The organism is Acinetobacter sp. KB005, from assembly GCF_049949095.1.
GTDB lineage: Bacteria > Pseudomonadota > Gammaproteobacteria > Pseudomonadales > Moraxellaceae > Acinetobacter > Acinetobacter calcoaceticus.
In genome coordinates this window covers 268,422-285,222 of sequence record NZ_CP188191.1, presented here as the reverse complement: position 1 = coordinate 285,222, position 16,801 = coordinate 268,422, and the positions used below count along the sequence as shown (strand labels likewise).

General features: G+C 37.2%; 14 protein-coding genes, 1 tRNA gene and 1 pseudogene. 6 read left to right on the top strand and 10 right to left on the bottom strand.

What is annotated here, in order from left to right:
- Positions 1–3: 3 nt before the first annotated feature.
- Together ACPF64_RS01375 and radC are read right to left on the bottom strand one after the other, a co-directional pair.
- Complete coding sequence (locus ACPF64_RS01375) at positions 4–915, bottom strand: bestrophin family protein (RefSeq protein ID WP_003655126.1); 912 nt, start codon at positions 913–915, stop codon at positions 4–6.
- A gap of 61 nt (positions 916–976) precedes the next feature.
- Entirely contained in the window at positions 977–1,696 is a 720-nt protein-coding gene (gene radC, locus ACPF64_RS01370; RefSeq protein WP_426455307.1) for a RadC family protein, read from the bottom strand.
- 99 nt (positions 1,697–1,795) lie between these two features.
- Here radC and coaBC point away from each other — a divergent pair, with 99 nt between their 5' ends.
- Positions 1,796–3,049, top strand: a complete 1,254-nt coding sequence (coaBC, locus tag ACPF64_RS01365; RefSeq protein WP_003655128.1) for a bifunctional phosphopantothenoylcysteine decarboxylase/phosphopantothenate--cysteine ligase CoaBC — start codon at positions 1,796–1,798, stop codon at positions 3,047–3,049.
- A gap of 63 nt (positions 3,050–3,112) precedes the next feature.
- Here coaBC and secF read toward each other — a convergent pair whose 3' ends face one another.
- From secF to queA, 7 genes are all read right to left on the bottom strand, one after another.
- Positions 3,113–4,078 carry a protein translocase subunit SecF gene (gene secF, locus ACPF64_RS01360; protein WP_017392409.1) on the bottom strand — a complete coding sequence of 322 codons (966 nt, stop codon included), beginning with the start codon at positions 4,076–4,078 and terminating at the stop codon, positions 3,113–3,115.
- A gap of 8 nt (positions 4,079–4,086) precedes the next feature.
- On the bottom strand, positions 4,087–5,988 hold the full coding sequence (gene secD / locus ACPF64_RS01355; protein ID WP_004638762.1) for a protein translocase subunit SecD: 1,902 nt from the start codon (positions 5,986–5,988) through the stop codon (positions 4,087–4,089).
- A 51-nt stretch (positions 5,989–6,039) separates the two neighbouring features.
- Positions 6,040–6,369 (bottom strand): preprotein translocase subunit YajC, encoded by a 330-nt coding sequence (yajC, locus tag ACPF64_RS01350; RefSeq protein WP_003655131.1) that lies wholly within the window; start codon positions 6,367–6,369, stop codon positions 6,040–6,042.
- 97 nt (positions 6,370–6,466) lie between these two features.
- On the bottom strand, positions 6,467–7,600 hold the full coding sequence (tgt, locus tag ACPF64_RS01345; RefSeq protein WP_004638765.1) for a tRNA guanosine(34) transglycosylase Tgt: 1,134 nt from the start codon (positions 7,598–7,600) through the stop codon (positions 6,467–6,469).
- Between the two features lie 153 nt (positions 7,601–7,753).
- Entirely contained in the window at positions 7,754–8,323 is a 570-nt protein-coding gene (locus ACPF64_RS01340) for a LemA family protein (protein ID WP_426455302.1), read from the bottom strand.
- 84 nt (positions 8,324–8,407) lie between these two features.
- Complete coding sequence (locus tag ACPF64_RS01335; protein ID WP_426455300.1) at positions 8,408–9,436, bottom strand: hypothetical protein; 1,029 nt, start codon at positions 9,434–9,436, stop codon at positions 8,408–8,410.
- Positions 9,437–9,671: 235 nt separating this feature from the next.
- The gene (gene queA, locus ACPF64_RS01330) at positions 9,672–10,709 is read right to left on the bottom strand and encodes a tRNA preQ1(34) S-adenosylmethionine ribosyltransferase-isomerase QueA (RefSeq protein WP_426455298.1); all 1,038 of its coding nucleotides are present in this window, start codon (positions 10,707–10,709) and stop codon (positions 9,672–9,674) included.
- A 182-nt stretch (positions 10,710–10,891) separates the two neighbouring features.
- Here queA and ACPF64_RS01325 point away from each other — a divergent pair.
- From ACPF64_RS01325 to ACPF64_RS01310, 4 genes are all read left to right on the top strand, one after another.
- Positions 10,892–10,978: transfer RNA gene (locus ACPF64_RS01325), tRNA-Leu, on the top strand.
- A gap of 143 nt (positions 10,979–11,121) precedes the next feature.
- Positions 11,122–12,069: a hypothetical protein gene (locus ACPF64_RS01320; protein ID WP_426455296.1), complete on the top strand. Its 948-nt coding sequence runs from the start codon at positions 11,122–11,124 to the stop codon at positions 12,067–12,069.
- Between the two features lie 127 nt (positions 12,070–12,196).
- Positions 12,197–13,456 carry a nucleoid-associated protein gene (locus ACPF64_RS01315; protein WP_426455294.1) on the top strand — a complete coding sequence of 420 codons (1,260 nt, stop codon included), beginning with the start codon at positions 12,197–12,199 and terminating at the stop codon, positions 13,454–13,456.
- Positions 13,431–14,738 (top strand): hypothetical protein, encoded by a 1,308-nt coding sequence (locus ACPF64_RS01310; RefSeq protein WP_426455292.1) that lies wholly within the window; start codon positions 13,431–13,433, stop codon positions 14,736–14,738. Before ACPF64_RS01315 ends, ACPF64_RS01310 begins: the two co-directional genes overlap by 26 nt.
- 313 nt (positions 14,739–15,051) lie before the next feature.
- Here the strand turns inward: ACPF64_RS01310 and ACPF64_RS01305 are convergent.
- Positions 15,052–15,192: pseudogene (locus ACPF64_RS01305) on the bottom strand (TraR/DksA C4-type zinc finger protein); the annotation flags it as partial.
- 295 nt (positions 15,193–15,487) lie between these two features.
- Here ACPF64_RS01305 and ACPF64_RS01300 point away from each other — a divergent pair.
- Complete coding sequence (locus tag ACPF64_RS01300) at positions 15,488–16,759, top strand: sensor histidine kinase (protein ID WP_426455290.1); 1,272 nt, start codon at positions 15,488–15,490, stop codon at positions 16,757–16,759.
- Positions 16,760–16,801: the final 42 nt, after the last annotated feature.

The window sequence follows — 16,801 nt, the reverse complement described above, 5'->3', positions numbered from 1 at the left end:
ACATTACAACAAGTTATTATCTTGAGCTTGAATTGGTGGTGGGGTAGGTTTCCCCAAAGTCCCTAAAAGTTCAATTTCGATACTACGTACCATGGCATCTAAAGGTAAATCATTACTTTGAGTACCGAAAGGCTCTTCAATTTCCGAGCTGAGTGCATCAAGTCCTAAGAATGTATATGCCAAAATTCCCACCAGTAAAGGTGTTGCTAACCCAAGCAATGAACCAAGACTAAATGGCAACATAAAACAGAAAAAATAGACAGTGCGATTGAGCAAAACTGAATAGGCAAATGGAATGGGCGTATTAGCGATTCGGTCACAGCCAGTTTGCACGACACTTAAATCTGCAACATTTCTATTCATCTGTGCATAGATGATGTCTGAGATTTCACCTTCTTTAAGCGCTTGCAATAATTCCCAATGAATGAGGCTAAGTGTGTACTGAGGGGCATTATTTTGCTGATAGAGCTGGGTGAGTGCTTGCTGGCTCATACCGCTGGTTTGTATGAGCTCAGTTGGGTTCGCAGTCTGACGACGTAAACGATCTCGTAACACATTAGCAAAAACAATCACATGCTGAATAACACGTTCACGGCGGGCTTGAGTCAAAATTCGACAGTCACGGTCAAAATGGCGTGAAGTTGCAATTAAAACACCCCATAATTTTCGGGCTTCCCACCAACGGTCATAACATGCAGTATTTTTAAATCCTAAGAAAATAGAAAGTACGACGCCAATAAGAGTAAAGCCAACCAAAGGAATCTCTGGAAAGCGATAAAGATTGATATATTCTACACCCCCAATGATTGCCGAAATCAGCATAACGACCCCTAGAGAGGGTAAAATTTTGGGTAAAATTGTCCCTCGCCAAGAGAATAATACTTTGAAAATACTAGGCTGCTCACGAACAATCATTTTATTTTTAACGTCACTATTTTTGCTTTGATCTTCTAGGCTTAGTGCCCCTTTGTCAATATCATTGAACTGATATTATTGCTGGGTTGAGCAGTTGTTGTTCAGCAAATGAAAAGCTTCCTTCTGGTGAGATAATAAAATGATCCAAAAGGCGTATTTCGACAAGCTGACAGGCATGTTCCAGTTGTTGAGTTAAGGCAATATCTTCGTTAGAAGGCTGTGCTGAACCAAATGGATGATTGTGTGCAATGACCAGTTGGCAAGCATGTTGTTGTAGGGCGTAGCGTAGGGTTTGATTGACTGAAACTGCACAATGTTGAACTGACCCAAAAAATAACTTTTTAAAGTGAAGTTTTCTTAATTCAGGGTCTAGACAAAGCACTGCAAAGACTTCTTGTTTCTCGCCTTTTAATTCGTAGCGCAAATAATCCAAAACTAAATCAGAAGAGTGGAGACTAAGATTGTTTTGCTGAAAGTGATGATCGAGATAACGCCGTCCGAGCTCTTTGACTGCCAATAATTGTGAATATTTTGTTGCTCTAATTCCATTAAATTGAGTTAACTCACTTAACGATGAATCAAATACTGCATTTAGGCTACCAAAGTGCTGAATGAGTAACCGTGATAATTCGACTGCTGAATGTTGTCGTGAACCTGAGCGAAGAAAAATCGCGAGTAGCTCTGCATCTGATAGACTTTGCGGACCTTGTTGTAATAACCGTTCTCTTGGCCGTTCTTGTTCGGGCCAATTTTTAATAGAAGTATTCATATTCCCCAGCATAATTCGCTTAAAATTTTATTTTGTTTGCCCAATCAATCTTGGGTCTGCGCGTATTTAATGCTATTGTGAGCGCCACTGCAACAGTAAGGTATCCTGTTCGTGAGCTTTGATCTAAGTGTTATTCCTCATAAAAACATTGTTTTAGCTGTTACTGGCGGAATTGCTGCCTATAAAAGTGCCATTTTAGTCCGTCGCCTTAAAGATTATGGCTTTGACGTGCGTGTGGTCATGACACATGGTGCACAGGCATTTATTACCCCACTAACGTTTCAGGCTCTTTCTGGCAATCCCGTTCATACTGAACTTTTAGACCCTGCGGCTGAAGCCGGGATGGGGCATATTGAATTAGCGCGTTGGGCTGATTTATTACTGGTTGCGCCTGCAAGTTGCGATACTTTGGCAAAATTTGCGCATGGTTTGGCAGATGACTTGCTCAGTACAGTGTTTTTGGCAACAAAATCTCCTGTGTGGGTTGCACCTGCCATGAACCAGCAAATGTGGGCGGCCAAAGCTACACAACGAAATTTACAAACCTTGGTCGAAGATGGCGTGCATGTGATTATGCCAGATGCGGGTGAGCAGGCCTGTGGTGATGTCGGTTTAGGCCGTATGCCAGAGCCAGAGGAAATTGCAAGGCAAGTGGCTGGCTATTTCCATCAGGCTCAACGTGCAATCGCTGAAAAATTTGGGTTGTTGGCTGGAAAGCGAGTTGTTATTACCGCTGGGCCAACGCGTGAAGCGATTGACCCTGTTCGTTATATCTCAAACCATAGTACTGGTAAAATGGGCTTTGCTTTAGCTGCTGCTTGTTACGCGGCTGGTGCACAAGTGACGCTAATTGCTGGACCTGTAAGTTTAGATACACCGAATGGTGTAAAAAGAGTAAATGTTGCCTCTGCAAGACAAATGTTAGATATCAGCATGAACTCGTTAGAAACAGGCTGTGATATCTTCATTGCAACTGCCGCAGTCGCAGACTATCGCGTAGCAGAAGTTGCCGAGCATAAAATTAAGAAGGCAGGGGATGAGTTGAATGTTTCCCTTGTGAAAAATCCAGATATTGTGGCAACCATTGCGGGTCAGGAAAAACGTCCATTTATGGTGGGCTTTGCAGCTGAAACACAAAATGTTGAAGAGTATGCGGCAGGAAAACTGGTCGCTAAAAAACTAGATATGATTGCATGTAACGATGTGTCTCGTGCAGATATTGGTTTTGCTTCTGATGAAAATGCCATGACGGTTTTCTTTGCTGAAAACTATCACATGAAAAAGCGTGAGTTAGAGAAAGCATCTAAACAAGAAATTTCGCAACAGTTGGTTGAAGCAATTTCGGATGCATTGCGCCGTAAATAATATGTTTTAAATAAAAAAACCGCGAATTAATCGCGGTTTTTTATATGTCTTACTTTATCCAACTTAAGGAATTTCATCTTCAAATTCAGGTTTAACCTGAACGATGAAGTCCTGACGGTTAAGACCACGCCATAAGGCAAAAGCTGTACCGATATAAATTGAAGAGTAAGTACCAACAAAGACACCAACAAACATTGCAACAGCGAACCAGTGTAGACCATCACCACCTAAGAACATCATTGCTAGAACGACAAGCAATAAGGTCATTGATGTATGAATGGTACGACGTAAAGTTTCGGTTAAAGCAATATCGATGATTTCACGAGGAGTCGCTCCGCGAATTTTACGGAAATTTTCACGGATACGGTCTGACACTACAATGTTATCGTTAAGCGAGAAGCCAATGACAGCAAGTACCGCAGCTAAAACCGTAAGGTCAAATGGCCACTGGAATAATGCAAAAGCACCAATAATAATGATGATGTCGTGGAATAAAGACATCACGGCGCCCATCGCGAGTTTGAACTCGAAACGGATCGTCACGTAAATCAACATTAAGATAAGTGCAAGTGCAACCGCACCAGCAGAGCGAACATAAAGCTCGTTACCAACTTGACCACCTACAGAGTCCACTTTATGAACTTCTGCGGCATTGTTTGGCAACTGTACAGCCTTAGTAATCGCATTATTAAGGTCTTCAACCTTAACTTCTTGTACAGGCATGCGCACAAGTAAGTCTTTATTACTACCAAGTGTCTGTACTACAGCATCTTTAAAACCAGCTTTATCGAGTGCTTGAATAACTTCAGACTGATTTGCTGGTTGAGCGTAGTTAAGCTCAGCTGAAACACCACCTGTAAAGTCCAAACCGAGGTTAAGACCTTTAGTTACAATAAAGAAAATACTCGCTAACGTAATAAGGATCGAGAAGATTGCCGCAGGTTTGGCAATCTTCATGAACGGGATGATTTTTGCATCATCCGGACGTCCATATTGTTTTGAATCTTGTTGAGTCACTTTAGTCATCATCGATCTCCTTAAATGCTCAACTTTTTCAAATTACGGCGTTTACCATAAATGATTTGTACAATTGCGCGAGTCACTGTAATTGCAGTAAACATCGAACACACGATACCAATCATTAATGTTACGGCGAAACCTTTGATCGGGCCTGTACCAATTGCAAACAAAATGAATGCAACGAGGAACGTCGTTAAGTTCGAGTCAAAAATGGTGTTGTAGGCTCGATCATAACCGGCCACAATGGCCTGTTTGGGCGATGCACCCCAGAGCATTTCTTCTCGAATACGCTCACATATCAATACGTTCGCATCGACGGCCATACCAATGGTAATAACGATACCCGCAATACCTGGTAAGGTGAGGGAAGCCCCAATCCATGACATAACCGTTAAAATCATTGCCAAGTTAACAACGAGTGCAAAGTTAGCGATTAAACCGAATAGACGGAAGAAAACCACCATCCAGATTGCAACAAGCAAGAAGCCGATTTGAGTTGATAATACGCCCTTATCAATGTTTTCTTGACCAAGGCTTGGACCAACCACACGTTCTTCAACAAAATACATTGGCGCAGCCAAAGCACCTGCACGTAGCATTAATGCAAGTTCTGATGCTTCTTGAGGAGAACTTAAACCAGTAATACGGAAAGTTGAACCTAAAACAGCCTGAACTGTTGCAGCATTGATGACTACAGATTCAGTGTATGGAGTACGAACTTCTGTTTGTGCACCAGTTTTAGGATCTGTGACATAAGTGATTTTTTGCTTATTTTCGATGAACAATACCGCCATGCGTTTACCAACAGCATTACGAGTTGCATCGGACATAAGCTTACCGCCAGCACTGTCGAGAGTAATATTTACTTCGGCACCACCAGAATCTTGGCTAAAGCCAGAACTTGCATTTTGAACACGCTCACCCGTCAAGATACGGTTACGTTGCAACAAAAGTTGACGACCGCTATCTAAAGACTCATAAGCAAAAACTTCTGTGCCCGGAGGTAAAGGTTGACCATTATATTTACCTGTATATGGGTCAATATATTGATCATTTGCGTCAGAAACCAAACGGAATTCGAGGTTTGCAGTACGGCCTAAAACACGTTTAGCTTCAGCTGTATCTTGAACACCCGGTAATTCAACGACAATACGGTTGCTACCCTGACTTTGTACCAATGCTTCTGCAACACCAAGTTCGTTAATACGATTACGTAATGTTGTTAAGTTTTGATTCACCGCATATGACTGAATTTCTTGGCGACGTACATCAGTATAAGAAAGCTTTAAAGTAGAACCTGTAGAGCTTGCTAATGCCTGTTGGGTATATTCATTCCCATTACGACGTAAAAAATCCATTGCTGCATCACGGTCAGCATTGTCAGCAAATTGAACAGTGATCACATTATTAGTTAATGCAAGACTATTAAATTTGATCTTGTTTTCACGGAACTGACGACGCAAATCGGTGGCAGAGGTTTCCATACGTTGGGCAACGGCTTTGTCCATATCTACTTCAAGCAAGAAGTGGACACCACCACGTAAGTCCAAACCAAGTTTCATTGGTTTTGCCCCAATCTTTTGCAACCATTCCGGTGTGGTTGGTGCAAGGTTTAGGGCGACAACATATTGATCACCTAAGTCACGGCGTAATACTTCTTTTGCTTTCAACTGCGCTTCAGAAGAGCTGACACGCAATAGGGCAGCATTATTTGTAAAAGTATTATCGTGACTTGCAATATTTGCTGTTTTTAAAATTTGCTCTGCTTTTTGCACCACACTTTGATCAATTTGGGTGCCAGCTTTGGCACCGGAAATTTGAACGGCGGGCTCATCCGGATATAGACTAGGCAGTGCGTATAATGTACTGATTACCAGAACAACCAGAATCAGTAAATATTTCCATGCAGGGTAACGCATTCGCTTTCTTCTTAAATGAAAAAGCCGTGCTAAAGCACGACTGTTTTATGATTAAAGGTTATTTAGAGTGCCTTCAGGTAATACTGAAATTACGCTGGCACGCTGAATTTTTACTTCTACACCACGGCTAAGTTCAACAACTGCATAGTCACCTTCAATTTTGGTCACTTTGCCCATTAAACCACCAGCGAACACAACTTCACTACCTACACCTAAGCTCTCGATTAAAGAACGGTGCTCTTTAGCACGTTTTGCTTGAGGGCGCCAAATTAAGAAATAAAAGATTGCAACGAATACGACAATCATCAAGATGTTTGGCAAAATACCTGTAGTTGGGCCAGCTGCCGGTGCTGCATGTGCAGCAGAAATTAAAAAGCTCATTTTGATTTCCTAAAGTTAAAAATATGAGTCAGATACCTGACATAATCCTAATTCGTTTTGCAATTTACCTTGTCTTGAGGTTGAGCGCAAATCGGGCTTATTCATCAACCGGACATGGTGGAACTTCTAAACCACGACGGGCATAAAAGTCCTGAACAAATTCATCAAATGTGCCATTCTCTAATGCATCACGCATACCTTCAGTTAAACGTTGGTAATAACGTAAGTTATGAATAGTACCGAGCATAGACGCTAACATCTCTCCACATTTTTCAAGATGGAATAGATAAGCACGGGTAAAGTTCTTACAAGTGTAGCAATCGCAATGTGGATCGAGCGGGCTCTGGTCATGGCGATATTTACTATTACGAATACGTACCAGACCATCAGTGACAAAATAATGACCGTTTCGCGCATTACGGGTTGGCATTACACAGTCGAACATATCGACACCGCGGCGCACCGCTTCAACGATATCTTCCGGTTTACCAACGCCCATCAAGTAACGCGGTTTGTCCTGTGGCATTTTGCTTGGTAGATAATCTAAAACCTTGATCATCTCATCTTTAGGTTCACCTACAGATAAACCGCCAATCGCATAACCATCAAATCCGATTTCAAGAAGACCATTTAAAGACTCATCACGTAAGTCTTCATACATACCGCCTTGAATAATGCCAAATAACGCATTCTTATTTTTGAGTTCATCATGATGATGGGTTTTACAACGTTTTGCCCAGCGTAAAGAAAGCTGCAATGATTTTTGTGCTTCTTCATGCGTTGCAGGATATGGTGTACATTCATCAAAAATCATGACGATGTCAGAGTTCAATACCTGCTGAATTTCCATAGAAATTTCAGGCGATAAAAATACTTTTGAACCATCAATCGGCGAGCGGAAAGTAACACCTTCCTCTTTGATTTTGCGCATTGCGCCAAGACTAAAAACCTGAAAACCGCCAGAGTCAGTCAAAATTGGCTTATCCCATTTAATAAAGTTATGCAAACCGCCGTGTTCTTTAATCACTTCAAGACCCGGACGCAAATATAAATGGAATGTATTTCCTAAAATAATTTGTGCCTGAATATCTTCGATATCACGCGGTAACATACCTTTGACTGTGCCGTAAGTCCCCACTGGCATAAAAACAGGTGTTTCAACAACACCATGCTCTAAAGTTAAACGACCACGACGGGCGCGCCCCGACTGACCTAATTTTTCAAACTTCATCTAAAAATCCTGAACACGAGCAGAGGCGAAGAAACAGTTCGCTGCTAAAAAGAGAGCTATTTTCCTTGATTCTGCGATGTAGTTCTACTACTAAATGTAGCTGGCTATAAAATAGATAAAATTTCCGACAGGTTAGGGGCTATTTTTTTCCTATTAAAAATTAGGTTTATAGTCAAAATTTTCATTAACAAGATTATCCTTAAAAGGACGAATAGGTTTCTTAGATAAAGTTAATGTATTGATGAGATTGTTAGGGAATACTTCAATTTGGTTATTAAATAATTCGACATTACGGTTAAAAATGGTAATAGCCGCACCCACATTTTCGTTTTGTTCCTGAATGTCATCCATCATTTTGCTATAGAGTGAATCGGCTTTAAGCTCAGGATAATTTTCAACAACCACATTTAAGCTTCGAATCAGTTCTTGGCTCATTTTTTCAATTTGCTGTAGCTGAGAAATATCAGTGTTATTCACATTTAAATTAAGAATTTGCTGACGTAGTTCGGTGACTTTTTCTAATGTCGATTTTTCAAACTGAGTATATTGATTCAGTGTTGTCTCAAGCGCTTCTAAAGTTTTGACTTTTTGACGTTCGAAATTGGCAACCTCAGACCAAGCACGTTTGGTCGCATTAAAATAACGTACGATGGTATTACGGATGTGAATGCCCCAGACAATCAGTACAACAAAAATCCCCAGGAAAATAATTAAACCAGTCATGGTCAGTTCCTTATTGTTATTCCCTCAGTACACTTTTGGATGTCTCATTTTTTAATGAGTCACCAGTTAAGTAATACGAGAGATTTATTTAATTAAGTTCAACATTACTTGCTGAAATTTTTCATATTGCGGCATGGTCATGGTACGCAAGTGCCCACGCAATGCTGAAACATCATGAATTTCACTTTGCTTACCGGTGGTCTGAAAAAGGTTTTGCTCACCCAGATAACACAAAATTTGTTCTTCGTGATGATAAATTAAATCACCTGTAAAGTGCTGAAAAAAGTCATGTAATTTTAAAGTTAGACTTGGGCTGACTTCTTTGGCTAACTGATATTGATTAACCCCAAAAATATTAAGTTCTTGATTAATTAAAATGTCACTACTTTGCCATTTACTGCTGTAGGGAGTAAAAAACCGAGAACGCTGATTGCTGACAGCAATACCTAGGGCAGGCATTTCAAATATAAAAGCGCCCCATAGATCTTTATGAATTTCTTTTATAATTTTTTTATCGCTACTTTGATCTTGAATAATCGGTATTTCATTAACGTAATGATATTGAAACAGCAAGACTTGATGATCGGTTACGCCATCGTTCCATGTGACCGAAGCATATTGGGTAATTTCATTAGATTCAGTCCCTCGGTTAAACAGTGGGAAATACTGTTTTAATTTGCTCAGAACTAAAACTGGCTGCGCATGAATGGGAAGATAGGCTGGCAACTGCTGAAATTGTAAACCATAACGCAATATCACCATGTGCTGTTCCAGATAATGAATGACTTGCGTTAAAGGTTCTTGAGATTGATAGAGTAAATACGCTAAAAACCCCGTTAAAAAGGCGCCTAAAAAGCTCCAAATATATTGAATATACGGATGAAGAAAATAGCCAAAGGCCAATATTGTGATGCTGCAAATTGCGAGTAAGTAGGGGAGCACATTAAAAAAGCGAAGGTTGTGATCTTCACGCCATGGATGTAAAGCATCTAAAAGATCTTGGGCTGAATGAGATTTTTGTCCAGCATCCCAAAGTCGAGCAATATTGCGGAAAACCTGTGTATTTTTTTTACGTCTTATATGAAGAGCTTCTTGTACGGTATCGATTGGCATGGAGGTAATGAGTTGATTATCATAAAAAAGTGCTATCTAAGATTATCTTTTAAATTGAAAGAGATAAATACTAAATGCTTTTAAATTAAGAAATAGTCTTCAAAAAATTGATGCTTGAGTTTTATCTATAAATTTCTGCAACACACAGGGTTAAGTTCATTATTTTTTATTGTAAATATCTGGGCTGGGTTAAACCTTTTAATTCACCAGTATGGTTTAACCCAACCTTAATTTTTTAAACTTCTAATTTATCGATCAGCATTGCATCGCCATAACTAAAGAAACGATAGCGGTTTTTAACTGCATGTTCGTAGGCAGCTAAAATGTTGTCGCGATTTGAAAGAGCTGACACCAACATGAGCAGGGTAGATTCTGGTAAATGGAAGTTGGTAATTAAACGGTCTACGATGCAGAACTCATAGCCTGGATAGATAAAGATTTGCGTGTCGCCAGTCCAAGCTGCGATTTTACCGCCATGAGCTTGAGCTGCACTTTCCAAAGCACGTGTTGCAGTTGTACCTATGGCAATCACTTTATTTCCGCGTGCTTTAGTCGCCAAAATCAGATCAATGGTTTCTTGAGGTACATCGCACCACTCACTGTGCATGATGTGGTTGGTAATGTCATCAGTACGAACAGGCATAAATGTGCCAGCACCAACGTGTAAAGTCACAAAAGTTTTTTGAACATTTTTTTGTTCTAATTTTTCTAAAAGTGCTTCATCAAAATGTAAGCTTGCAGTGGGTGCGGCAACACTGGCAATTTTTTCAGGATTATGAAAAACCGTTTGATAACGTTCGGTGTCAATTTCTTCTGCTTCACGGTTAAAGTAAGGCGGAATAGGTAACTGACCATATTGCTCAAGGACAGGCAAAATTGGCTGTGAAAACTCAACCACAAATAAATTTTCGTGACGGCCACGGACAATCACAGGAATGTTATCTGCACCAACAAAAAGCTCGGCACCTGCTTTAGGTGAGTTACTTGATTTAATATGACAATACGCTGTGGTGTGGTTCAGCATGCGCTCAACCAAAATCTCAATAGCACCACCTGTAGAACGTTTTCCTTTAAGTCGTGCTTTCATGACTTTTGTGTCATTGAGCACTAGCAGATCACCTTCTTCAAACAGATCGATAATGTCTGTGAACATGTGATCGTGATATTGACCCTTTGAGTCTAAGTGCAACAACCGTGAAGCACTACGTGATTCGAGAGGGTAACGGGCAATAAGTTCATCAGGTAATTCAAAGGAAAAGTCAGACAGTTGCATATTTAGAAAAAAACACCGCAAAAATTGCGCCTAGTATAAACTTTTTCGCTTTTTTATGGCTGTGCTTCTGGCTTAAATCATGAAAAATGTTTAAGTGATCTAAAAGTGAACGATAATATTCACTTAGGGTTTGACAAGTTTTACAAACGCGCTAATATACGCAACACAAACATACTTCCTCTCCCGAGGTGGTGAAATTGGTAGACGCGGCGGACTCAAAATCCGCTGTCAGAGATGACGTGTCGGTTCGAGTCCGACCCTCGGGACCATATTCAGAATCGTAAGATTCTACGAAAACCCCTAAACTAACGGTTTAGGGGTTTTTTGTTGGGTAATTTTTATTGTAGAAAGTTTAGAAAAGCTTAGATACTATTAAGCATCAAGACTTTATAATAATTTTTGGGGTGGGGAAGTGGCTGAGGCACCATTAACGGAAGAAGAACTTAGAATTAACCATTTGAATGTGGAAAATTTTAATCAAACAAAGTCAAAACTTTTTGAAAATATTGATATTGTTGCTAATAAAATTAATACCAGTGGTATTAGGCCAGATATAAAAGATAGAATAAGAAATGAATTAGGCCATATCATTACTATTTCTAGAACCACTTTTGTACACTACAAAGAAAAAGGTTTTTTAGAAGTTATTGATAAGGAAGCGAATGATATATTAAAGCTGATTAATGACGGTTTGGATAATGAAAAAATAGAAAATATTTTAGATAAAATAAGAGATTTGAGATATTTAATAGAAAATTATAGTGTGATGAAAAATACATTTAGAGATTTATCTATTAATGTATTAGGTCCTGTTATACAAGAAGTAAATGAAGAGTTAACAAGCTTTAGAAGATTGAGAAATATTTCTGATAACGCGCGAACGGAAAATATTTATAATAATGCTGTAAATAAGTATCGTGATTTAGAGAAAAATTATAGATCATATTTTTATGGGGGACTAGGGGTTGTATTATGTTTATCTGTAGCTTTATTAACACTTAAACAAGTATTAGTTCCTCATCTTTTTTCTACTGTTGAGTTTTGGGCTGTAAAGGTATCCTTGCTCTTAGTTGGTATTACTCTAATTAGTTACTTTTTAAAACAGTCAGCACATTACCAGCGTTTAGCTGATCAAAATTATCAAACACAGGTTGAACTACAAGCTTACCCAAGTTTTATGGAAAGTATTCCATCAGAAGAAGCAGCCAGTGTACGTAAAGAACTTGCGCTTAAATACTTTGGTCGTGAAATTGATGGGGCTGCTCATAAAGATATGGGTAATTTAGTTTCTGACCAAATGAAAAGCACAACAGAAATGGTTAAGGCCACAACAGAAGCTATTAAGAATTTAAAGGGGTAATTAAGACTAAAGATACAGATATAAGTTCTTAAGAGTTAATAAAAAATATAGATTATCAATAGTATCTTGGATACTATGTAAGCAATTTGACTTTGATAAGAAATTTTTAAATAAGGGTGGGGTAGTCGTGAGTGATTCTAATAAAATTATTGTCCATGCAATGATTATTAATAAAGTTATTCGAGAGCAGCATCAAAAGAAAGAAAATCGTTCACCTCCATTAATACGAGGAAATCTACATCCACATAATCAAAATGCATTCAAATTAATTAAATTTTTAGATGCTCAGTTAAATAAATATGGAGCGGCAAGTTCATGTTCCTCAGATTTTCAGACATTACCAACATTAAGTAATCTTACAAAACAATATCTATTTGAGGATACTATTTTAGGTCACGAATTTGATTCTGAAAAAACTAACTTAAGTAAAGAAAGTAAGTGTGAGACACAGTATCGACGTTATATGGGAGCTATTACGAGTGCTTTAGACCATCATGTCTATAACCAACCCGCTACTACGGGAGACCATGTTCCTATTATAATTTATGAGCAAAATAATATATTCTATCTTTATATAGCTTTATTAAATGTTCAAGATGATATAACAATTGATGAAAATACTGGTGAAATATTAGATACAACAACGTTGAATTCAAGTACTTTTAAAATTGCTTTAAAAGTAGTTCTTAATGATATGTATGATCATTATGATAATTTGGAAATAAATGATTTAGAAGAACCCAATTTACAAACTAATGAAACTTCTAATGAACAAAATAAAAATATAATAAACTATGTTTTTTGGGTTCAGAAAGGTAAAGAACAAATACCACAATATATACAGAATTTTATTCCTGTAAAATATAAAATTGATGATGCTAAAACAACAAAAAATCTGATGCTTACCCTTAGAGGGTATTTAGGTACAAGCCCATTTTCTAACAATGATAGAGATGCTATCGATAAGTTGGTTTATAACTTACTTGCTGATAAAGCTGAGCAAAAACTTGCTGTTAATATTACGACTGATATTGATCCAATCATTAATACAATTGCAGAACAACGTGAAATAGATCTATCGTCCAATTCATTTAAAGATTATAGATTGAACAACGGATTTAAAGATGATGAGGTTGGTAATGTCTTCTTTCCCGATAGAACAACTGTAAAAGGTTTGGGTCAATTAAAATTTGATATCAAGGTTGAAGGGAATGAACCAATAAAAATTTCTGGTATGAGATCCCATGCTGGGCATACAATAGACCTAAATGATGATGACCCTACCAATCCATATGTCCAAATTAAAGTTGAGCCTCGAGATGTGCCAGCAATTAAACAATTACTGAGTCAAGGTAAGGTTAATGAATCCGAAGAGAGCGAAGATTGAGGCATTACTTGCTTTAAGTAGTGATCTCGATTTTAAAAACAATAGCATTTCTGGGACTGTACAACCAGTCTCAGCGGATGATATCACTCTCATAAATACTTTCATTGATAGAACTTTTCATGATGATTTTCACTATGAGAGGATTACTCCAAAGATAAATGAAGTTAGTACATATAGATTAAATCTGATTCGTGATGAAAAAAATTATGCTTCTTATCAAAGTTATATAGAACATAAGCTAGATATTAGTAAAAAAGTTAAATTTAATGATGATGTAATTTATCAGAACTTGGATTTAGTCAAGAAAGGTCAGGCGGATTGTGTACTTGAGTTAGAATTATTTGCTAAATTTATACGATGTCTTTCTGATAATTATTTTCAGAAAGACAATGTTTTAATTTTTTTCTCAAAAAATTATTGTGAAGTCCCAGTACAACCCCGTGCTTTTGAAAATTATCTTAAATTAGTAAAAATATATAAAGAAAATAATACCTTAACTAAATCTCTTCAAGAGTTTTTAAATTGGATCACTGAGCAAAAAACAGAGGTTGATACTACTGAACCTTTAAATGCTCACAAAAGTGAATTATATGTCATTGTTGCCACTGAAATTATAGAGAATCTGGCAAATGTAGATAAAAATGAAAGAATTTTTAATTTAATTAAAAATATAGAAAATATTATTAATGATACAAAATCTAAATATAGTTTATATTTGGATGACTTTAAGTATTCTAAATTTATTGAAAAAATTAATAAGTATGCAGATGAATTTTTAGTAAAGGTTAATAAGGTTATTACTGATTTACAAACCCAAGTCCTAGCTATACCTTTAGCTGTTGCCGCAATTACAGCATTCAAAGAAACTGATAAAATCAACGATTTTATTTATGCTGGTTTTTTGATATATCTAGCTATGGTTTTTTATGCTAGCTGTCAGCAAGCATATAATTTAAAACATATCGAGATTCAAATTAAACAATTTGACTCTATTGCAAAACTACCAAAAGATTTATCATCTAAATGGGAAGAAGAAATACTCCCTGTAAATAAAAAAATACTATGGCATAAAGCGTACCTTGTTGCTATCTCGATTTTTATAGGAGTTTTAGCAGGAATTTGTATTATAAATATTGAATTTTTTAATAATTTAATTCTTGAAATTAATTATCTTATATTTTTTATAGCTTTATTTATTATCTCTAGTCTTTTAAAGGTTTGGCATTATTTTTTTAATAAAAATAAAAATATAGATGAGCAAGAAAATATATCGGAAAAATAATTTTCTAATTCAAATATCTATAGGTTAAAGAAAGCCATAGAGCCTTCTTTAACCTATAAAGTAAAGAAATAATGTACTACTTAAAATAATGCCCATGATCATGCCGATTAAGATTGGGTATAGCCACATTTATTGCTCCCATGATGGATCTGCTGACTTAACTTGGTTGGCTTTTGTTTTGGAGATCTTCTTCCTTATAAAAAGCTTTCATTTCACGGATGTATCGAGTGAATTGATAATCCAAGATCATCCAAAAAATAATGAGGTTTAAAATAAGAATAATAACGATGAAAAAGATTAGGAAATTTGTCATTTAAAAGTACCTTTTTAAAAGTTTTTCTTGTGTATTTTTACATTCCACACAAAGGGTTACAGAGCCATAGCGCTGACGCTCAACGGGAATATCATTTCCACATTCTTCACATTTGGTAAGGGAAGGGCGGCTAAAGTGTTTAAGGTGTAATTATTAGAAAATTTAAAGATGGGTTTTCTCTTTTTTTGTTATGATTCTTAACTCGCATTTCTACAATCTTACAATTCTCTACCTTCAAAAATTTGTTGTATTTTCCTAAAAACTACCCACTTTGTGTATCTAAAAACCTTTAATTGAAACTTCACATTTCTATTTTGAAAAGAAAGTTGCTCTTTTAATGTACTGTGTTAAAGTTTGTAGTAGATCATAATGATTATAAGTACATTTCTTTTAAGAGCGGTTCCGACCAAAAACGACAAAATCTGTGAGGCGGGCAATGACATTCCAACATTTAGAACTAAACCAGATTGAGCAGTTAAGTGCTTGTAGAATATCGCTTTTGCTTGGATTAAATGCCGAGCAGAACTATATCGAGCAATTTTTCCGGTTTAGTCTTCGTCTTTTGAAGTGTAAAAAAGCCTTATTGACTTTTAATCAAGAACCTTACTTTTGGCATCGTTGCCCAGATGGTATGACCGCCATTTCGTTTAAACCTTCAAAACATTTAAAACAGTGCTTTGCTAAACAACAGATCATTAATCACTCACACCCTTCTTATCAAAACTTAACCAACTATTTAAAAGAATTAAATATTGAGTGCAATAGGGCATTGGCCGTACATCTTCTACACCCTGATAAAACCTCTATGGGCTTCGCCGTTTTTTTTGATGATGATGCAGCAACATTTGAAGATGAAGATATCCAGTTATTGCTCGATTACTGTTCTACTTTTATGCAACAGGTCGAGTTGAAGTTTAACTATGAAGAGTTAAATGAATTGTATGAGCAACAAGTCGCGATTAACTCAAGTAAAACAAAATTCTTTTCAATCATTTCACATGATCTCCGAGCGCCATTTCATGGTCTGCTAGGTTTTTCAGAAGTACTCGCCAAAGAGCGTGAAACTTTAGATGAATCAAGCATTCAAAACATTGCAGACTATCTATATGACACTTCTCAATCGACCTATAACTTGCTCGAAAGTTTATTGACATGGGCGATGGCTGAGGGTGGGCGTTTTGTTTATCACCCAATTAACTTTAACCTTAGACAAGTCAGTAATATCGTATTTGATGTTTTATATACCTTAGCTTTAAAGAAAAATATTGAATTGGTGAATGCTGTACCAGAAGATTTAAAAATCTATGCCGATATCAATATGATGACGTCGGTAATTCAAAACTTGGTGTCAAACGCGCTGAAATTTACAGATGTTGATGGTTCGGGCAAAGTTTTTATTGAAGCCAAACAAACTGGCGAAAATATTGAAATAACAGTGCGAGACACAGGTCTAGGCATGACCAAGCAACAAATGGCGAATTTGTTCCATCCACGTATTACTGCCAGCTTTAAAGGTACCGCAGGTGAAAAAGGCGCGGGTTTAGGTCTGAGCTTATGTAAACGTTTTGTCGAGATTAATCAGGGGAAAATTAATGTCAGTTCCAAAGAGGGTGTTGGAACCACATTTAAAGTTTTATTACCTTCGGCTCAAGACACTCATGATCCTCATATCGAATATCAATCATCATCGGAAGCAAAATTAGTCTAATCCCTTTTCCTACCACTACTCGAACTGCTATAACTAAAAACA